The sequence below is a fragment of the Aquimarina sp. AU474 genome (assembly GCF_900312815.1).
In the GTDB taxonomy this organism is placed as follows: domain Bacteria; phylum Bacteroidota; class Bacteroidia; order Flavobacteriales; family Flavobacteriaceae; genus Aquimarina.
Map to the genome: position 1 here is coordinate 176952 of NZ_OMPE01000003.1, position 19774 is coordinate 196725.

At 33.1% G+C, this 19774-nt stretch carries 15 protein-coding genes; 8 read left to right on the top strand and 7 right to left on the bottom strand.

The window, feature by feature from the left end; translation table 11 throughout:
• The first annotated feature begins 77 nt into the window (after nucleotides 1-77).
• From DK508_RS01145 to DK508_RS01160, 4 genes are all read left to right on the top strand, one after another.
• Nucleotides 78-1112 (top strand): GyrI-like domain-containing protein, encoded by a 1035-nt coding sequence (locus DK508_RS01145; protein ID WP_109298897.1) that lies wholly within the window; start codon nucleotides 78-80, stop codon nucleotides 1110-1112.
• A gap of 59 nt (nucleotides 1113-1171) precedes the next feature.
• The gene (crcB, locus tag DK508_RS01150; RefSeq protein WP_109298898.1) at nucleotides 1172-1537 is read left to right on the top strand and encodes a fluoride efflux transporter CrcB; all 366 of its coding nucleotides are present in this window, start codon (nucleotides 1172-1174) and stop codon (nucleotides 1535-1537) included.
• Between the two features lie 66 nt (nucleotides 1538-1603).
• The gene (locus tag DK508_RS01155; RefSeq protein WP_109298899.1) at nucleotides 1604-1942 is read left to right on the top strand and encodes a P-II family nitrogen regulator; all 339 of its coding nucleotides are present in this window, start codon (nucleotides 1604-1606) and stop codon (nucleotides 1940-1942) included.
• Nucleotides 1943-2215: 273 nt separating this feature from the next.
• Nucleotides 2216-3328, top strand: coding sequence for a porin (locus DK508_RS01160; RefSeq protein ID WP_109298935.1), 1113 nt, complete (start codon nucleotides 2216-2218; stop codon nucleotides 3326-3328).
• 62 nt (nucleotides 3329-3390) lie between these two features.
• On the opposite strand, the gene DK508_RS01165 is transcribed toward DK508_RS01160, so the two are convergent.
• On the bottom strand, nucleotides 3391-4005 hold the full coding sequence (locus tag DK508_RS01165) for a DUF1684 domain-containing protein (RefSeq protein ID WP_109298900.1): 615 nt from the start codon (nucleotides 4003-4005) through the stop codon (nucleotides 3391-3393).
• Nucleotides 4006-4139: 134 nt separating this feature from the next.
• Between DK508_RS01165 and DK508_RS01170 the strand changes: the two genes are divergently transcribed.
• Both DK508_RS01170 and DK508_RS01175 read left to right on the top strand, forming a co-directional pair.
• Entirely contained in the window at nucleotides 4140-5363 is a 1224-nt protein-coding gene (locus tag DK508_RS01170; protein ID WP_109298901.1) for an MFS transporter, read from the top strand.
• 10 nt (nucleotides 5364-5373) lie between these two features.
• Nucleotides 5374-6132: a DJ-1/PfpI family protein gene (locus DK508_RS01175; protein WP_109298902.1), complete on the top strand. Its 759-nt coding sequence runs from the start codon at nucleotides 5374-5376 to the stop codon at nucleotides 6130-6132.
• 304 nt (nucleotides 6133-6436) lie between these two features.
• On the opposite strand, the gene DK508_RS01180 is transcribed toward DK508_RS01175, so the two are convergent.
• Both DK508_RS01180 and DK508_RS01185 read right to left on the bottom strand, forming a co-directional pair.
• A complete protein-coding gene (locus DK508_RS01180; RefSeq protein ID WP_109298903.1) occupies nucleotides 6437-7858 on the bottom strand; it encodes a hypothetical protein in 1422 nt (473 codons plus the stop codon).
• Nucleotides 7859-8053: 195 nt separating this feature from the next.
• The gene (locus DK508_RS01185; protein WP_109298904.1) at nucleotides 8054-8518 is read right to left on the bottom strand and encodes an Lrp/AsnC family transcriptional regulator; all 465 of its coding nucleotides are present in this window, start codon (nucleotides 8516-8518) and stop codon (nucleotides 8054-8056) included.
• A 112-nt stretch (nucleotides 8519-8630) separates the two neighbouring features.
• Between DK508_RS01185 and DK508_RS01190 the strand changes: the two genes are divergently transcribed.
• Nucleotides 8631-9014: a hypothetical protein gene (locus DK508_RS01190; RefSeq protein ID WP_109298905.1), complete on the top strand. Its 384-nt coding sequence runs from the start codon at nucleotides 8631-8633 to the stop codon at nucleotides 9012-9014.
• Between the two features lie 74 nt (nucleotides 9015-9088).
• On the opposite strand, the gene DK508_RS01195 is transcribed toward DK508_RS01190, so the two are convergent.
• The 4 genes from DK508_RS01195 to DK508_RS01210 all read right to left on the bottom strand — a co-directional run bounded on the left by DK508_RS01195 (nucleotide 9089) and on the right by DK508_RS01210 (nucleotide 16733).
• Nucleotides 9089-10417: an amidohydrolase family protein gene (locus tag DK508_RS01195; protein ID WP_109298906.1), complete on the bottom strand. Its 1329-nt coding sequence runs from the start codon at nucleotides 10415-10417 to the stop codon at nucleotides 9089-9091.
• Between the two features lie 66 nt (nucleotides 10418-10483).
• Nucleotides 10484-11989: a sodium:alanine symporter family protein gene (locus DK508_RS01200; protein ID WP_109298907.1), complete on the bottom strand. Its 1506-nt coding sequence runs from the start codon at nucleotides 11987-11989 to the stop codon at nucleotides 10484-10486.
• A 93-nt stretch (nucleotides 11990-12082) separates the two neighbouring features.
• Nucleotides 12083-13201, bottom strand: coding sequence for a hypothetical protein (locus tag DK508_RS01205; protein ID WP_109298908.1), 1119 nt, complete (start codon nucleotides 13199-13201; stop codon nucleotides 12083-12085).
• 97 nt (nucleotides 13202-13298) lie between these two features.
• Nucleotides 13299-16733 (bottom strand): methylmalonyl-CoA mutase family protein, encoded by a 3435-nt coding sequence (locus tag DK508_RS01210; protein ID WP_109298909.1) that lies wholly within the window; start codon nucleotides 16731-16733, stop codon nucleotides 13299-13301.
• 273 nt (nucleotides 16734-17006) lie between these two features.
• Here DK508_RS01210 and DK508_RS01215 point away from each other — a divergent pair, with 273 nt between their 5' ends.
• Nucleotides 17007-19619 carry a zinc-dependent metalloprotease gene (locus tag DK508_RS01215; protein WP_109298910.1) on the top strand — a complete coding sequence of 871 codons (2613 nt, stop codon included), beginning with the start codon at nucleotides 17007-17009 and terminating at the stop codon, nucleotides 19617-19619.
• The last annotated feature ends 155 nt before the right edge of the window (nucleotides 19620-19774 follow it).

The window sequence follows — 19774 nt, forward strand, 5'->3', positions numbered from 1 at the left end:
ATTTAGGCAAATGTAACAAAATAATAGGATGCAAAAATTAGTTATATTAGCTGAGCAAACAATCTAAACTAACAAACATGAAAATAATTAAGTATCTATTTTTTCTATTATTATTAATAATCATTGGAGGAGCTGTATATATAGCTACTATAAATGGTGAATATCAAGTAGAAGAAAGTCGTGTTATTGACGCGCCGGATGAGTTATTATTCAATACAATTAATGAATACAAAACTTGGGATAAATGGGGTCCTTGGATGGATGAATCCGACGATTTAATTATGGAATACCCAGAAAACACAAGTGGACAAGGAGCATCTTATAGTTGGAAAAGTGAAACCCAGGGTGACGGAAGAATGAAAACCGAAAAAATAGCACCTTTTAGTAGTATCGATCAAAAAATTACGTTCATAACACCTATGGGAGAAAGCGTAAGCGATGTATATTGGAAATTTGAAAAAATTGAAGGTAAAAAAACCAAAGTTACTTGGGGTATGAAAGGAGAGCAATCTTTTATGGAGAAAGCATTTTGGACAACACAGGATAGTACGTTATCCCAAATGTTACGACCAATGTATAAAAGAGGATTAGAAAAATTAGATACCTATAGTAAAGAAGAAATGAAAAAATACTCTGTGCACGTAGATGGTGTTACAGAACATGGTGGTGGATTTTATATGTATAGTGCTACTGCATCATCAATTGCGGTGATCCCAGAAAAAATGTCACAAATGATACCCGCTGTTAATGCTTATATGAGAGAAAACAATCTTGCTCAAACTGGTATGCCTTTTACTATATATAATGAGTATAATGAAGATCAGGGTACTGCCATTTTCTCAACAGCAATTCCCACAAGAGATAAAGTAGTTACACCTAAAGAAAGCACTGTATTATGTGACTTCTTACCTAGACAAAAAGTGGTTAAGACAACATTAAAAGGAGACTATGTTAATCTTAAAGAAGCTTGGGAAACAGCATACAAATATATCGCTGATAACAGTTTGGAGGCAGATGCCACATCTGCTGCTTTTGAGGTGTATAGAGCGGGTCCTGGATTAGCACCTAATCCTGCAGATTGGATCACCGAAATATACGTACCTATTAAATAAAATTATAGTATAGCTACATTTTGTAATGTATAACAAAATGTAGCTTTAAACTAGTTGCAATGAAACAAATCCTTTTGGTATTTATTGGAGGAGGCACAGGTAGTGTAGCTCGTTATTTTATCAGTAAATATCTTAATAGTTCTACAACAGGAATCCCTTATGGAACTTTTACAGCAAATGTTATAGGCAGTCTTCTTATTGGATTTATTCTTGGATTAGCACTCAAAAACAATACGCTCTCTCAAAACACAGTTCTTTTTCTTGCAACAGGTTTTTGTGGCGGTTTCACTACATTTTCTACTTTTGCTTATGAGAACCATATATTGCTAAAATCCGGAGATTTTATTACCTTTTTAATCTATACCATAGGATCCTTCATTATTGGATTCCTTTTTGTTTTCTTAGGGATGTTCATTGCAAAGTAAACCAATAGGATATACTATGTTTTCTAAACCTTTTAACATCTGTATATTCATTAAACCTAATAGTTCATGAAAAAAATCGAAGCTATCATCAGGAAATCAAAATTTAATGCTGTAAAAGATGGTTTACATGATATTGGTGTCAATTTTTTTACCTATTGGGATGTTACTGGAGTTGGTAATGAAAAAAAAGGAAAAGTTTATCGTGGGATTAGTTACAGTACTTCAGACATACAGCGAAGGTTCTTATCTATTGTAGTTACGGATGAACTTGAAGAAAAAACAATTCAAACAATCCTTGAAGTTTCAAAAACGGGCGAAGTAGGAGATGGAAAAATATTCGTCTCGGACATTAAGGATACTTACCGTATTAGAACTGGAGAAAAAGGGGATCAAGCTTTATATTGATTGCACCAAGGATTGTATTAAACCAAAGTATTCTTTTTTTTGGTCATAGATTTTTATCATTCTTTCTAAAAAAATCTAAAGAAAAGTAAAAATATTACTTTTAAATTCTTAAAATTTACTCAAATAAACATTAAACCCTAATTTTTTTAGGGTTAAAAATCGATAAACCGTAAAAATTACCATTCATACCCCAATATTTATTGGGGTCATATTCTTTTAACATAGATTTACGGCACCAATTAAAACAAATTATCACCACAATTAATGTTTATTATGAAAACAAAAACCGTAACAGATTTTTTAAAAAAAGTAACATTTGTTGCTTTGGCTTTTTTCACTTTTAATGTCATTGCCCAAGAAGAGGAAAAAGAAACAACTGTCGAAAATTTATTATCCAAACTAAGTGTGTCAGGTTCTGTAGATGGGTACTACAGATATAATTTTGGTTCTCCCAATGATAATTCGGTGGCACCAGCAACATCTTTTGCCAATCAAAGTGGGTTTGCAATAGGTATGGCTAATGTTATTTTAGGGTATGAAGGAGAAAAAGTAGGATTCGTAGCAGATCTAGTTTTTGGCCCAAGAGGAGAAGACGCTGTATTCTTATCTGATGGATCTGCACAAATTGTGAATCAATTATACGCTTATTGGAATGTAACCGAAAGCGTTAAGCTTACCTTTGGTAACTTTAATACGTTTTTAGGATATGAAGTAATTTCACCAACCGGAAATTTCAACTACTCTACATCTTATATGTTCTCGTATGGTCCTTTTTCTCATACTGGATTAAAAGCAGATTTTGTACTTAGTGAGAAATGGTCTGCAATGCTAGCTGTTATGAATCCAACAGATTATACTGAAAACAATCCTTTTGACACTTATATATTCGGTGCTCAACTGGGATATTCTGCCGATAATGGTAGTGCCTTTTTAAACTTAAGATATGGTAATGAAGGAGAACCCGGAGAAGTAGGACCTACTTTTCAGGCAGATCTAACTACTGGATGGGATCTTGATGAAGACTTTTATTTAGGAGTAAATGCAACCTATTTATCTACAGAACCTCAAGAAGATGGAGATGCATCTGGATTTTATGGAGTTGCGCTGTATCCTCAATACAAAACTTCAGAAAAATTTACTTTAGGACTAAGAGGAGAATATTTCTCTGTGTATAATGGCGGCTTAACTGGTGTAGTCGGGCTTGATACCGAAGGCGATGGTGATGTGATCGCGGCGACTCTAACAGGTAGCTATGATATTGGTGATTTAACCCTAAAACCAGAATTAAGATTAGACTCTACTTCAGAAGATTTCTTTATTGACAATGATAGCGAAGCTACCAAAAGTCTATCCTCTTTTGTACTAGGTGCAATATATAAGTTCTAAGAGATTTTAAGAGTATAGTGTATATTAAAAATTAAGCGTTCTGATTTTTCAGGGCGCTTTTTTTATTCATTATCAGGAAAAGTATTATACTTTTTTACTCCTGCATTAATTTTAATATCTAAATGATTTTCTTCGGGAGGTATTGGACAAGAATAACGATCATTATAGGCACAATAGGGATTATACGAAGTATTAAAATCTATTAGAATTGAATTGCCTTCGGGAATTTTAAGATCCATAAAACGTCCTCCAACATAACTTACTTCTCCATTAGTCATATCCGTAAATGGTAGAAATAAATAATCGACATATTCTATTTGAGATTGAAGTCCTTGATTTTGATAAATATTTAATACATATTGTTTTTCTTGAAGCTTGAAATGAGCTTCTCCATATTTTACATACAAAGGTTCTCTACCTGTGGTGGTCTTCATTATAAAAGGAGTCTCATAAGGCGTGCGAATAAACTTAGCCGTTATACAAAATGAAGTATCTATTTCAAAAAAATCCAATGTTTTAAATCGCTCGAGATTCTTAGGAGTCAAAGGGCTGCTTTCCTCAGAGGCAAATTCTTTATTCAATTTATCCTGAAAAGATAATACCCTCTGAATATCAGAAGTTTCCTGGCCAAAAATAGTTCCCCAGAAAAAAAATAAAAGTAAAACCAATCTATACACTACTCCCTTATTTTTTGCAAAAGTACAATTTACAATGAGTTAACTAATTAATTTCATCAAAATTGTTCTCAAATATTCGATAAAAAACTACTTTTACCTCTTATTTTGGGCAAACAACACAAATCTTAGGCTTTTTGCGAAAAATTTTACTTCACTATATTGATTCTTTTTCCGGACTTTCTAAAGAAGTATGGTGGCTAGCGTTAATTACTTTAATTAATCGTGCTGGAGCGATGGTTATTCCTTTTTTGTCTTTATATCTCTCTGATAATTTAGATTTTTCGAAAGAACAAATAGGATGGGTAATGACGAGTTTTGGTTTAGGCTCATTTTTTGGAGCCTGGCTGGGAGGAAAACTAAGTGATAAAATTGGGTATTACAAAGTAATTCTTGGCTCTCTAATATTAACGGGCATTGCTTTTTTAACAGTTCAATTCTTTTCAAGTTTCTGGAGTATTTGTATTAGTTTTTTTGTACTTATTGCTATTGCAGATACAGCCCGACCTGCGTTTTTTGTAGCATTAAGTGCATATAGTAAACCTGAAAACAAAACCAGATCTCTTACTTTTATAAGACTTGCTATTAATTTAGGTTTTTCGGCAGGACCTGCTTTAGGTGGATTAATTATAGCATCCATTGGATATTCTGGGTTATTTTGGGTAGATGGTATTACTTGTATTATTGCCGGAATAGTAATGATACAAACCTTAAACCCTAAAAAAACAAAAGAATTAGACAAAGAAGTTATAGTAGACAACCCCGTTCCAGCATATCGAGATGGCGTTTATGTATTATTTCTTATTGCGTTGGGGCTTTTTGGTTTTATTTTCGTTCAATATTTCTCTACGGTGCCTTTGTACTATAAAGAAATACATCAATTATCCGAAGAGAGTATTGGGTTATTACTTGCTCTTAATGGTGCTCTTATATTTTTATTAGAAATGCCATTAATTGCATATTTAGAAAAAACAAAGATTTCCCAAATAGGAAGTGTTATCTATGGATTCATTCTTACTGGAATAAGTTTTGGCCTATTTCTTATTAGTCCGTGGGCGGGAATACTTGTAATCGGTATGATCATAGCTACCTTGGGTGAAATGGTTGCTTTTCCTTTCGGAAATGCATTTGCCTTGGATAGATCTAAAAAAGGAAGACAAGGAGCTTATATGGGATTATATGCTATGTCTTTTTCTGTCGCTCATATTTTTGGACATAACTCTGGAATGCAACTTATTGCTAATTTTGGGTATACAAATAGCTGGCTTTTCATGGCCGGCATTGCTGCACTTGGAACTATTTTACTTTTTATTGTAAAACATAAGTTAACTAGAGAAAAGCCTATAAATCAATACCATTAAACTTATCATCATGAAAAAAATATTCTTTATCATTATTACATTTTCAGTTTTTGGTTGTACTCAAACCAAAGAAGAAAACCAATCAACTTCTACAAATGTCGAAATTGAATCGGTTATAAAGCAAAAGGAATTTCCCAAATTAAAACCCAATCGTTATAATGTGGCTTTTCTTATTATGGATGGAACTTATAATACAGAACTAACTGCTCCTTATGATATATTTCAACATACCCAGTATCGAAAAAACATTAAACCCATGAATGTTTTTACTGTTGCCAATACTGATAATCCTATCACTACTTTTGAAGGAATAAAAATAATTCCTGATTATAATTATACTCAAGATTCTATTCCTAAAATAGATATTCTTGTTGTACCCAGCGCAGAACATCATTTAGATACAGATTTAAAAGATCAAGCAATGATCAATTTTGTTAAACAAGTTGATCAAACGGCTACATATATGACTTCTCATTGTGACGGGGCATTTGTTTTGGCAAAAGCTGGTCTATTAGATAATGTGGTATCTACTACTTTCCCAAGTGATATTGACAAAATGAGAGGTATGTTTCCCGATTTGGATATTCGTAAAGAATTACTATTTGTTCATGATGGAAAGTATATTACATCTGCAGGAGGAGCCAAGAGTTTTGAAGCTGCTCTTTACTTGTGTGAATTCCTTTATGGCGCCGAAATTGCAAGGTCTTTAGCTAGTGGTTTAGTAATTGATTGGAAACTCGAAGAAGTTCCTCATTTAATTGTAAAATAATAAAAAAACAAAAAGTATCTACTGGGGTAGATACTTTTTTATTTAGGGCCAAACTACGTACTCTCTTTAGTTTCAAGATTTGGGGTCTTTAGACTAATGTCCTCACACCTAATTTGTCCCTGATGTATTCCAAATTAATATTTTAAATCCATATCGTCACATAGATTAAAATGTTAGTTATAGATCATACATCAAGTGTTTTTAAGATATAGTAAATTTAAGGTAAAATAATTGTAAACACAAAAATAATAACGATAAAAAACATATAAAATCGATGAAATACACAAAATTTTATGATTTCACTTTATTTTGAAAAGAAATATTTCGAATTTCCGAGGTATTTTTTGATTAGTCTATTATAATCCTTTGATAATTTTAAGGCGAGTGTTCCCTCTATAGTATATAGACTCTCAAAATCTTTATATCCATTCTGTAACATTTTTTCTAAATAAAACAAAGCTGTCTCATAATCCTGATCTCTAGCGCTAAAAGAAATAATTCGTTTATAAGACTCAAAATCTTTTTTATCTACTATTGTACTAAAAACATTAAGAAACATTTTCTTCTCGAAATCATCTTGATTATTCAACTCTATTTCCTTATAACTATCAACCAAATGTTTTAAATACCCTTTAACCCTTTTAGCCATATTTTGAGCGGGTTTTTGTTTACTAATTAAAAGGCTATCAAGTTTCGTAACTTCATATTGCCACCAACCAAGATTTTCATAATTAAGTAATTCAATATCCTCATCTGCCGAGAACAAATAACCTTCTCTTAAATAGATTTCTTTATTTTCAAATTTTGATTGTAATCTCTTTTCTCGTTTATACCCGTTCAATTTTCTTATTTCTTTTTGCTTTTCTTTAAGATGGTCTGTATCAAAAAAAGAGTTGTAATGAATACGTATCCGTTTTAATTCATCATGAGCTATTACATATTTTTCTTTTTCAAGATAATTATCAACACTTTCTATATCTTCCTGAAATCTTTTTTGAATCCAAATAGAATCTTTAGGCATTCTACCTTTTAGCATAGCTTGCGCAGTAAAAGTAGAAAGTGCTTTTCTAATCAATAATTGATCAGGGAAATCTAAATCTCCGTCATGAACAAAAACATCTGCTGCAATAGCCTTTCGTTTTAATAAATTCTTATTTGCCAAAAGATCTTTATACCTATGATTACCATTATTTGTCATAGCGATATAAGAGAAGTTCTTTTTCATTCGCATATTAGATTTATAATAATGACTATTCGCTATTGCCACTACACCAAATATTTTGTCAGGGATTAGTAAAGGTAACAAACTAGCTATCTCGGCATCTTTTCCCATTCCTGTAACATATACTCTTCCTATTTGAATCGGAAAAAGAGAAAAAATATGAGTCATAAAAACAGGTACATAGTTGGCTTTCTCTTTTGGGGTTTGGTCATTGTTAAAATTGGATATTGCAACAATATATCCTAACTCTTCGGCAGCTGCCATATACAACCTCGTTAAACCAGATTCTTTACCAGATGAATCAAAACCTAATACAATTGGCCAGTTTTTATTGGGATCAAAGTTTCTAGGTAGATAAATACTAAAGCTATTATTTGTTGACGGAACGTTTAATGAATCGGTAACAATTCCCTTTTTAAGCGTGAGTTGATTTTGACTATAACAAAGCGTAACTATAAATAGTAGAGTTAAGCTTACATAAATTCTTGAAGTAGATAATTGCACGATGAATAAGTTTATCAATAAAACACCACAAAAAAGGTGCCACCTGGAATCAAAAAATACTATAAAAAAAACACCTGAACAAATTCAGGTGTTTTTAATCTCTCCCTTACACTCTCTTTAGTTTTCCCTAACTAATGTCCTCACGCAAGTTAAAGACCATTCTTTGATATTATATACACAAATCTCATGCCAAAATTATAGTTCTAACTCACTTAATCCGGTATGATCTTTAATAGGGTTGTTTTCTATCAAATTAGATAGAATGATATGGGTTTTAACTTCTCCATATGTAATTAATCTATCTATAAACTCTTGCAAATGTATCTGATCTCGAAGTACTACTTCGATAACAATATTCTCATTACCCGTAATACGATAACAATTTAGTACTTCACTAAAGGATGATACCTTTATCATAAATGGTTTTAATCTTCCCATGAATGCGCGTAATGTAACAATTGCTTTTAATTGATATCCCGTTTTGGTATACGACACCTCAGCTCTATACCCTTTAAGCACACCATAATCTTCCATCTTTTTTATCCTCTCTGCAACTGCAGGAGAACTTAGTCCTACTTTTCTTCCTATCTCAGCATTTGATAACCTGGCATTTTGCTGAAGACATTGTAATATTTCCCAGTTTATTGAATCTATTTTCATTTTAAATAAAAAAATGTATTTCTAATTAAATCATAAGGCAAATTATCATTTTCTCTTTAATTTCAAAAGAAAAAATAGCAAAAATAGCAGTATTTTTGAAATAGATATTGTTATGAGATCGAAGCCACAAAATAAAAAACTCTATAAGAAGGCCCTTGAAATTTTTTCCCTTTCAAGAAGCATTTCTAATTACCTTGTGCATGATTTGGCACCACTACAAAAAAACGGAAATGAAGATCCTAACATATATTTCACAGGAGATATCATTAGACAATCAGATGAATTAGCACCAAAAATTATCAATGCTGAGAATCAAATTTTTCAGGATGATAGAATTAAACATGCAAATTCATTAATTCATATTACCAATAGATTATATAAAAACTGTGAACGCTTAGAACAATCCGAAAGTAATGGAAAAGAGTTTGTTATATTACTTCGTAAAGAGCTTAGAAAGTTTAAAAGGCTTCAGCATAGTTGGATTATGACCCTCTAATCTTTCCTTTTTCAAAAATGGTTTGTCCATTCGCGAAAAAGAAATACCCAAAATAAATACAAGGATTACGGATCTCATTTATATCTTTTCCCGTGCTTAATTACCATATCCACATTCTGTAGTAAACTAATATGTCTTAGCACATCACCTTTTACTGCAATAATATCGGCATATTTACCTTCGGTAATTGTTCCCACCTCATTTGCAACTCCTGTCCACAATGAAGGCCAATATGTAGCTGCGCGTATGGCATACATAGGATCTATTCCGAACTCATTTACCCAAACATCTAATTCGTTCCAGGTAGATTGGCTATGAAATTTCATCGGAATCCCACTATCTGTACCTATCATTAATACCACACCTGCATCCATTAATTGTTCTATTTTGGTTTGTAAAGTAGGTTTACGCATGGGAGTTAATTGAAAATATGGCAACCTATCCTTATGTGCAAAACTATTTTTTATGTCGGCAATAATCGTATCGTGCAAACCTCTATGCCATGAATCATTATCCAAGTGCTCTCCATTATCTCTCACATATTCATAATTATATAACCCTTCGACGGTTGGACACCAAAACAAAGGCCCTAAATTCATTTGTGCAGTACGTTCTTTAACCGCTTCTATAACATCATCGGGATATTTGGGTGCCGATGATAAACCCGTATGTTCAAAACAATCAACTCCGGCTTGAAGCCCTGCTCTAATCTCTTGCGGTCTATGACCATGCGCAACCACCTTTAAATTATATTTATGAGCGGTATCGACAACTGCTTGCAATTCATCCTTCGTCATTTGATCTTGATCAATAAGTTTAATACAATCAACTCCTGCATCCGCCAATTTTTTGATTTTTTTCCTAGCATCCTCAGCACCATTAATTCCCCACCTAAAAGCTTCTGTTCCTGGATATGGTTTTTTCTGGATAAATGGTCCAGAAACATACAATGTAGCTCCAGGGATTTCTCCTTTATTTATCCGATCTCTTACAGAAATACTCTCCTTAAGAGGAGCGCCAAGATCTCGGGCACTAGTTACACCTGCCATTAATAATTGCTCTGCCGATGCTGGCATAATCACATCTTCTAATAAAGGAGGATACGTTTTATCCCAATATGAATAGTCGGCATGACCATTAATCATAGTATGCACATGCATATCCCAAAGCCCTGGTAATACCGACATTCCTTCTGTAGAAATAATTTCTGCTCCAGAGGGGATTTTAAGAGTTGTAATAGTGCCAACTGCTTTTATTTTATCTCCTTGAATGATGATTACACTATTTTTTATGGGGGTAGATCCATAACCATCAATTAACGTTCCTCCAACCAATGCCTTTATCTGGTTTTGTTGCCCAAATGATAATGTAGTAATAAGTAGCCCTATAAGTAATTTTTGCATAACGTTTGTGTTTTTTTAAAGATAAATAAATTCAAAAAAAACACCTTCATTATTACTCTAGATAAACTATTTTAACATATTTGTTATACTACGCTTATATTTTTTTAATTCTTGTAATACTTTAGGACTTAATAAAAATAAACCTATCATATTAGGAACCATCATCGCAAACACCATTGCATCACTAAAATCAGTTACAGCATCCAAGGTAGCTGCTGCACCTATTACTGTAAAACAACAAAAGATAAGTTTGTATACATATTCTGTTCGTTTTCCTCTTCCAAAAAGATAACTCCAGGCTTGATATCCATAGTAAGACCATGAAATCATAGAAGAAAAAGCAAATAACAATACAGCTATTGTGAGTAAATATGGGAACCATGAAATTCCACTTTCTAATGCAGAAGAAGTAAGTAATACTCCTTGCTCATAATTGATCTCAACACCCGTGTTTATCTGTCCTGTAATGATCAAAACCAATGCAGTCATTGTACACACCACCACAGTATCTATAAAAGGTTCTAACAAAGCTACCAGTCCTTCGCTTGCGGGAAATCGAGTTTTTACAGCACTATGGGCAATTGATGAACTTCCTATTCCCGCTTCATTACTAAAAGCTCCTCGTCTTAACCCTTGAATAAGCACACCAACAAAACCACCTACTATCCCTTCAGAATGAAAAGCACCTTCCCAAATAGCCATAAAAGCATCAGGGATTGCACTACTATTTAATACTAAAACGACCAATACAGCGATGATATATGTTAAAACCATAAAAGGAACTATTTTATCGGTAACGCTTGCTATTTTTTTGATCCCTCCAATAATAACTACCCCAACCAAAATCGCCATAATTAATCCAAATACCCATCCTTGTCCTTGCAAAGAAGCATGTTGAGGCAATACAACATGTTCGAACAATTTATAAGCTTGATTAATTTGGAACATATTTCCTCCTCCAAAAGATCCTCCAATACACATTATGGAAAAAAGAACCGCTAAGAACTTCCCGAATTTTTCATATCCCTTCTCTCCTAATCCTTTACTTAAATAATACATTGGCCCTCCAAAAACTTTTCCTTCTGCATCAACTTCTCTATAGGTAACTCCCAAAGTACATTCTACAAATTTTGAAGACATTCCTAAAACACCTATTAATATCATCCATAACGTTGCTCCCGGTCCACCTATGGACAATGCAATGGCCACTCCTGCAATATTACCTAATCCAACAGTTGCCGAAACCGCTGTAGTTAATGCCTGAAAATGACTCACTTCTCCTTTTACGAGGCTATTCTTTTCATTCTCTCCTTCTACACTTTCTAAAGAATCATACTTTCCTCTTACAACCTGTATCGCAGTATGAAAACTACGGAGATTAATAAATTTAAAATAAATAGTGAAATACCCTGCTCCAATTAATAATATAACCAATACCCATGGTATACCTACAGTATCTGTAATGGGTATTTGAGCCAAAATAGCATCTACAAACCAACTTGTTGCTTCGCTAAAAGTTTCATTAATACGTTCATCAAAGTTTTGTTCTGATATTTGAAAAGAAAAGATCATGATAAAATTTTTCTGGCAATTTGCCCGAAAAACCAATCTTACAAAAGGTTAAGTACTACTCAAATTTTGAGCATAAAATGGTTAAGCATTAGGTTAAGCATTATCTCTAAATGATGTATATTTTAGAAAATTATTCGATTTGGCAAAAGTAACAAGTTGTTCTTTTCCGCCAGATCCACTTACATTGAGTAGTTTTTTGATTTGATGAATATGAGTTTGAAATCCATCAGTACTGATATGCATCTCTTGAGCAATTTCCGTATATGATTTATGATCCCCATAATGAGCAAGATATCCTAAAACTTCTCGTTGCCGTTCTGAAAATTCGATCTTAGAAGTTTCTTGTAATACTTGTAAATTCTTTTTTAAAGATTTAATGGTATCGAGATGACTTTCATTTGCCAACACATATTGTTCGTTTATTCTTTTGAGTTCTGCATTTTGGTTTTCTAATTCTTCGGCTAAATTTTGTTGTTGTTCTTTTTCTGAAAGAAATTTCCAACTATATAAAAGAATTGAAAAAAGAAGGATAAAAAGAAACTTAAATGATATCGCTGTAATACTCCCCAGAACACTCCAAAATTCTTGATCTATAAATTGTAATACTTTGTCTTGCGGTATCATTCTATGAGAAACTGCAATTACAATTAAAATGAATAAAACGAATGTTGGCAGATACATGAACTTCATTTGTCTTCCTACGAATGCTTTATTAAGTTCAAAAAGCAAAGAAATAGCTACCAAAATAGAAATGGGTATATCTATAAGCCAAATAAAATTATTACTGATCTCTGTATTACCATAAGACGATGCAATAAATACAAAAGTTATCATCCCTAAGACTCCACAATACACACCTACAAACTCATCAGTACTAAATCGTTCTACTAGTCTAACCAGGATACCTGGTTTTTTTTGGTGTTCTATAGAAGGAAGCGATAAAATGATAAACAAGGAATTTGCTAGTGAAACCAATACTCCCAAATAAATTAAAATTTTATTGGTAGATGACCATTGTAATCCTGTAACTAAGATCAGGTTAATCAATGCTCCTAATCCCCATACAAAAATGGCCAACCCAAACCACTTAATACCTTCGATAGCTTTTTGATCTGCTCTCCTAAGCTTTTCTTTACTAAAGATACGCTGGATGACCACAGCAGAAATCAAACAAACAATAGCGGTAACAGTATATTCTATAGTAGTAAACACAAATATCTTCCTTTTTCTCTAAAGATAAAGAAACTCTTCTAAACGAAAAACCCTGCTCGAAAGCAAGGTTTATCAATATATCTAATTAATTACGGTATTACATATTTCTACGATACTGCCCTCCTACTTCGAATAAAGCTGCAGTAATCTGTCCTAAAGAACATACTTTGCTAGCTTCCATCAATATTTCAAAAATATTTTGATTTTGTACCGCTGCCTCTTGCACTTTAACAAGTGCCTTGGTAGCTATATCATCTTTCGCCTTATGGAGATTGTTTAATATGGTAATCTGATATTGTTTTTCTTCTTCTGTAGCACGAATTACTTCGCCTGGAGTAACGGTTGGTGATCCTTTAGAGCTTAAAAATGTATTCACTCCGATAATCGGAAATTCTCCAGTATGCTTTAAAGTTTCGTAATACAAACTTTCCTCTTGTATTTTACTTCGCTGATACATTGTTTCCATAGCTCCCAGCACTCCACCACGTTCGGTTATTCTATCAAATTCGGTTAACACAGCTTCTTCAACTAGATCTGTTAATTCTTCGATAATAAAAGATCCTTGAATAGGGTTTTCATTTTTCGCTAAACCTAATTCTTTATTTATAATTAACTGTATTGCCATCGCTCTGCGCACTGATTCTTCTGTTGGTGTTGTTATAGCTTCATCATAAGCATTGGTATGCAATGAATTACAATTGTCATATATAGCATATAACGCTTGCAATGTAGTACGAATATCATTAAAATCAATCTCTTGAGCGTGTAATGATCGACCAGATGTTTGGATATGATATTTCAACATTTGTGCTCTAGGATTTGCAGCATATTTATGCTTTAACGCTTTTGCCCATATCTTACGAGCAACACGACCAATTACTGCATATTCAGGATCAATACCATTAGAGAAAAAGAAAGACAGGTTAGGACCAAACTTATTAATATCCATTCCACGGCTTAAATAATATTCTACATAGGTAAATCCATTAGCCAAGGTCAAAGCCAATTGTGTAATTGGGTTGGCACCAGCTTCGGCAATATGATACCCAGATATAGAAACCGAATAAAAATTTCGTACCTGTTTTTCTATAAAATATTCCTGTACATCTCCCATTAATCGCAAAGCAAATTCTGTAGAAAAAATACATGTGTTTTGCGCTTGATCTTCTTTTAATATATCAGCTTGAACAGTGCCTCTAACAGTATTTAATGTTTCTGCCTTAATTTTTTCATAAACTTCAGAAGGCAGTACTTGATCCCCTGTAACTCCCAATAGCATCAATCCTAACCCATCATTACCTTCAGGTAGTTCTCCCTGATATTGAGGGCGCTCAATACTTTTATCTTTATATATTTTTTTAATCTTTCCTTCAACTTCAGACTCTAGATCATTTTCTTTAATATACTTCTCGCAATTTTGATCAATCGCTGCATTCATAAAGAACCCTAACAACATAGGTGCAGGACCATTTATGGTCATACTTACAGATGTCATCGCATGAGTAAGGTCAAAACCTGAATATAATTTTTTAGCATCATCCAAACAGCAAATAGATACTCCTGCATTACCAATTTTACCATAAATATCTGGTCTATGGTCTGGATCATTACCATACAATGTAACCGAATCAAAGGCCGTAGATAGACGTTTTGCTGGCATTCCTAAACTCACATAATGAAAACGTCTATTCGTACGCTCTGGTCCTCCTTCTCCTGCAAACATACGTGTTGGATCTTCTCCAGTTCGTTTAAAAGGATATAAACCAGATGCATACGGAAACTCACCAGGAACATTTTCTTGCAATGACCATTTTAATACATCACCCCAAGCTTCATATTTTGGTAAAGCTACTTTTGGTATCTGAGTATGTGATAAAGACTCGGTATGTGTTTCAATTTTGATTTCCTTATCCCTTACTTTAAAAGAATAAATAGGATCTTTATATTTTTTAAGCTTGGTCGCCCAACCTGTTATAATTTCCCAATTATATGGATCAAGATTAAGTTTTACTCTGTCAAATTCTGCCAATAATAATTTCAAAAAATCTGAATTATCATTATTCGTTACTTTACGAAGGTTATCGTCTTCAATACCGTTTTTTGACAGTCCTATAAAATTAACATCAGCAACGCTACAAATGGTTTTATAGATACCGTATAATTTTTGCGCGACCTCTACTTGTATATTAACCGTTTTATCATACCCTCTATTAGTCTCTGCTATTTCAGATAAATACCTTGTTCTACTAGGAGGGATTACAAATATCTTTTCAGACATTTCTTTAGAAATATGAAAATCAGATTGTAATGATGCTCCCGTTTTCTCAACTACCTTATCCATAATAGCTTTATACAGCGTATTCATACCTGGATCATTAAACTGCGAAGCAATGGTACCGTATACCGGCAAATCATCTTGATGCGTATCCCATAGATTATGATTACGCATATATTGTTTTTTTACGTCTCGTAAAGCATCTAGAGAGCCTCTTTTATCAAACTTGTTGATAGCAACTAAGTCTGCAAAATCAAGCATATCAATTTTTTCTAACTGTGTAGCTGCCCCAAACTCAGGAGTCATTACATATAAAGATGTATCACTATGTTCTAAAATCTCTGTATCCGATTGCCCAATTCCTGAAGTTTCAAGAATAATTAAATCAAATTCTGCAGCTTTTAATACCTCGATAGCTTCTGCAACATATTTCGACAATGCCAAATTAGATTGTCGCGTAGCTAAAGAACGCATATATACTCTCGGAGAGTTAATTGCATTCATACGAATACGATCTCCTAGTAACGCTCCTCCTGTTTTACGTTTTGAAGGGTCTACTGATATTATACCCATAGTTTTTTCTGGAAAATCAATCAAGAATCGACGTACCAGTTCATCCACTAAGGATGATTTACCTGCTCCACCAGTTCCTGTAATTCCCAGTACCGGCGTTTTCGAAGTTTTATTTTTTTTATGTATTACACTTAATGTATCCTTTGCTATTTCAGGAAAGTTTTCGGCTGCAGAGATCACTCGAGCAATCGCTCCTATTTCTTTTTCTGCCAAATGATCCACTTCTCCATTTAATCCATTCCCAATAGGAAAGTCTGCCTGCATTACAAGATCATTAATCATACCTTGCAATCCTAATTCTCTTCCATCATCTGGAGAGTAAATTCTAGTAATTCCATAATCCATCAACTCTTTTATCTCTTCTGGAAGAATTACTCCACCACCACCACCGAATATCTTAATATGTGTTGCTCCTTTTTCTTTGAGCAGGTCATACATGTATTTAAAATATTCATTATGCCCTCCTTGGTACGAAGTCATTGCAATAGCATTGGCATCTTCTTGTATTGCGCAATTAACCACCTCTTCTACACTTCTATCGTGGCCTAAATGTATTACCTCAACTCCTGTTGATTGGATAATACGTCTCATAATATTAATAGCAGCATCATGCCCATCAAATAGTGATGCGGCAGTAACTATTCTTACTTTATTCTTGGGTGTATAGGGTGCAATTTGTTCCATTGACAATAAATAGTGTTTTTGATGCCGCTAATTTACGAAATACGCATCAAAAAGGATTATTTTTTTAGAATTATATAATTTACTTATCCATTTTTGTAAACCTATTACGGATAATATAAACGATTTGGATTCGAACTCTTCTTAATAAAGCTCAAATTACAAAATTGAGACTCATAGAACAATTAATTATTGTTAACGAGACTGTTAAACCCTTATAAACTGATATAAGAAAACAATATCTTCAACACCTATTTTAATAAAATTTATTTTAAAATGAAATTTACATCAACAAAAAACAGATTATTATTCCTATCCTTCCTCTTCATCATGGGGATTGGGATCCAAGACATCGATGCTCAAAAAAAGAGAAAGAAATCGAAAAAAGGAGATAAAGAACAAGTAGATTCTAAAAAAGAAGACAAAGAGAAGACTATAGAAGAACTTGTGAAAAAAAGCGAAAAGATTGAAGGGTTATTTACAATCTACAGGGACTCCATAGACGGAACTACTCATATGCTTATCAATAAAGATCAAATAGGTAAGGAATTCATCTATTTTAGTCAAATTTCTGATGGAGTTCTGGATGCTGGTGCTTTTCGAGGAGCGTACCGCGGTTCTAAAGTTTTTAAAATTGAAAAACATTATAATAAAATAGAATTCATCACTCAGAACTCGTCATTTTATTTTGACAAAAATAATGCCCTATCGAAATCCTCTAGTGCAAATATTAGTGAAGGTGTTATGGCTAGTCTGAAAGTAGAAGCTCATGACAAAGCAAAAGGATTGTACCTTATTAAATCTGACAACCTTTTTCTTAAAGAAACTTTTCAACAAGTTAAAGCTCCCTCATTTCCAAAACAATCACCTTTTGCATTCAAAGTGGGAAAACTTAATAATGAAAAGACAAAAATTAAAGCAATAAAAAACTATCCCGAAAACACTAATATTAATAGTCATTATGTTTATACTAATCCATCTATTCTTAACGGAGGGTCTAATGCCGTTAGTGACGGAAGAAATATTACTATTAAAGTAGAACATAGCTTAATTGCTATGCCTAAGAATAAATATCGACCTAGATATGATGATCCAAGAGTAGGTTATTTTCTTACTCAGGTAACGGATATGACATCTACTAGCCCCACTCCTTACCGAGATTTGGTACATCGTTGGAATTTGATTAAAAAAGATCCGTCGGCAGCTATCTCTGAGCCTATTCAACCTATAGAATGGTGGATTGAGAACACCACTCCTGTAGAATTTAGAGAAACAATTAAAGAAGCCGTATTAGAATGGAATAAAGCCTTTGAAAAAGCAGGTTTCAAAAATGCAATAGTGGTAAAAACTCAACCTGACGATGCAAAATGGGATGCAGGTGACATTAGATATAACGTATTACGTTGGACTTCTTCACCTCAACCTCCTTTTGGAGGATATGGCCCTAGTTTTGTTAACCCAAGAACTGGCGAGATTCTGGGTGCCGATATTATGTTAGAGTATGTTTTTCATACTAATCGTGTAAAATATGATAGATTATTTAATCTTACTGCTACTGACCAATTTGAAGATCAAAATTTTTCTACGCCACTCTCTAAAGATAAACATCTATATTGCTCTTATGGACATATCATGCAAGAAAACTCGCTTTTTGGTCAAACAGCTCTATTGGCATCTGGGGCTAATGATAATGAGATGAATGGTATGAAACGAGAAGCCATGACAGAACTAATTATGCATGAAGTAGGGCATACACTTGGTTTAAATCATAACATGAAAGCCAGTCAATTATTCTCTCCAGAACAACTTGCTGATGCTGAGTTTATTAAAGGAAAATGCCTTACAGGCTCTGTAATGGATTATACCGCCATTAATTTAACCAATGACAAAATAAATCAAGGACAATATTTTTCTACTACGGTAGGACCCTATGATATTTGGGCTATTCAATACGGTTATACACCTGTAAATTCTGAAAATGAATTAGAAAAAATTACAAGTCAATCTAATAAACCTGAATTAATTTTTGGTAATGATGCTGATGATATGCGTTCTCCTGGTAAAGCAATAGATCCACGAGTAATGACTGGAGATTTATCTAATGATCAAATCACGTATTCGATTAATAGAATGGAATTAGTTAATCAACTTATGCCACAAATTAAAAATCAATTTAACAAAACAGGGCAATCTTATCAAGAGTTAAGACAAGCTTATTTTATTTTAAGAGGACAATATGGACGGGCTGGTGACGTAATTTCTCGATTTATAGGTGGCGTATATGTAGATCGGAGTATGATAGGGCAAGACAACAACTTAAAGCCTTATACACCTGTAAGCTACCAAGATCAGAAAAGAGCAATGAAAGCCTTAAGTAAATTTGTTTTCGCACCTAATGCATATGATGTCCCTAATGATCTTTATAATTACATTGCCTTACAAAGACGAGGATACAACTTTTTTAGAGGGCCCGAAGATCCAAAGATTCATGAAGTTGTTTTGAGCTATCAGAAAAGAGTTTTAAATCACATTTTGCATCCAAATACCTTGCAAAGAATCACTGATTCTGAATTATATGGAAATACATACTCATTATCAGAATATATGACGGATTTAAACAATGCCATCTTTCAAAAAGATGTATCGGGTAATGTTAATACATTTAGACAAAATTTACAGTTAGAATACACTCAAAGACTGATACATATTTTGGCAAAATCAAATCCTCAACAAAGAATAAAACATACACACGCAGCTAAATCGATGGCTCTTTATAATCTTAAAAGAGTACGTGCTATGGTTTCTAATGGAGCAGGTAACACATTAACGAAAGCACATAAAGATCATATCAAAACATTAATCAATAATGCAATAGACGAAATTAAATAACATTCATTAAAAGGTTATTTGATAAAAGGCTGATTTTAAAACAAATCAGCCTTTTATATTACTAATTCTTTAGAAAATCATATCGTATAATTGAAATTTAATAAAAACATAGTTTTTATAGAAGAATTAGTTGGAAATATTGGCTAATACTATCG

Excerpts from the sequence above, each read along its gene's own strand:
- DK508_RS01145 (WP_109298897.1), top strand. The coding sequence starts at position 78 with ATGAAAATAATTAAGTATCTATTTTTTCTATTATTATTAATAATCATT.
- crcB (WP_109298898.1), top strand. The coding sequence starts at position 1,172 with ATGAAACAAATCCTTTTGGTATTTATTGGAGGAGGCACAGGTAGTGTA.
- DK508_RS01155 (WP_109298899.1), top strand. The coding sequence starts at position 1,604 with ATGAAAAAAATCGAAGCTATCATCAGGAAATCAAAATTTAATGCTGTA.
- DK508_RS01160 (WP_109298935.1), top strand. The coding sequence starts at position 2,216 with ATGAAAACAAAAACCGTAACAGATTTTTTAAAAAAAGTAACATTTGTT.
- DK508_RS01175 (WP_109298902.1), top strand. The coding sequence starts at position 5,374 with ATGAAAAAAATATTCTTTATCATTATTACATTTTCAGTTTTTGGTTGT.
- DK508_RS01185 (WP_109298904.1), bottom strand. The coding sequence starts at position 8,518 with ATGAAAATAGATTCAATAAACTGGGAAATATTACAATGTCTTCAGCAA.
- DK508_RS01190 (WP_109298905.1), top strand. The coding sequence starts at position 8,631 with ATGAGATCGAAGCCACAAAATAAAAAACTCTATAAGAAGGCCCTTGAA.
- DK508_RS01195 (WP_109298906.1), bottom strand. The coding sequence starts at position 10,417 with ATGCAAAAATTACTTATAGGGCTACTTATTACTACATTATCATTTGGG.
- DK508_RS01200 (WP_109298907.1), bottom strand. The coding sequence starts at position 11,989 with ATGATCTTTTCTTTTCAAATATCAGAACAAAACTTTGATGAACGTATT.
- DK508_RS01210 (WP_109298909.1), bottom strand. The coding sequence starts at position 16,733 with ATGGAACAAATTGCACCCTATACACCCAAGAATAAAGTAAGAATAGTT.
- DK508_RS01215 (WP_109298910.1), top strand. The coding sequence starts at position 17,007 with ATGAAATTTACATCAACAAAAAACAGATTATTATTCCTATCCTTCCTC.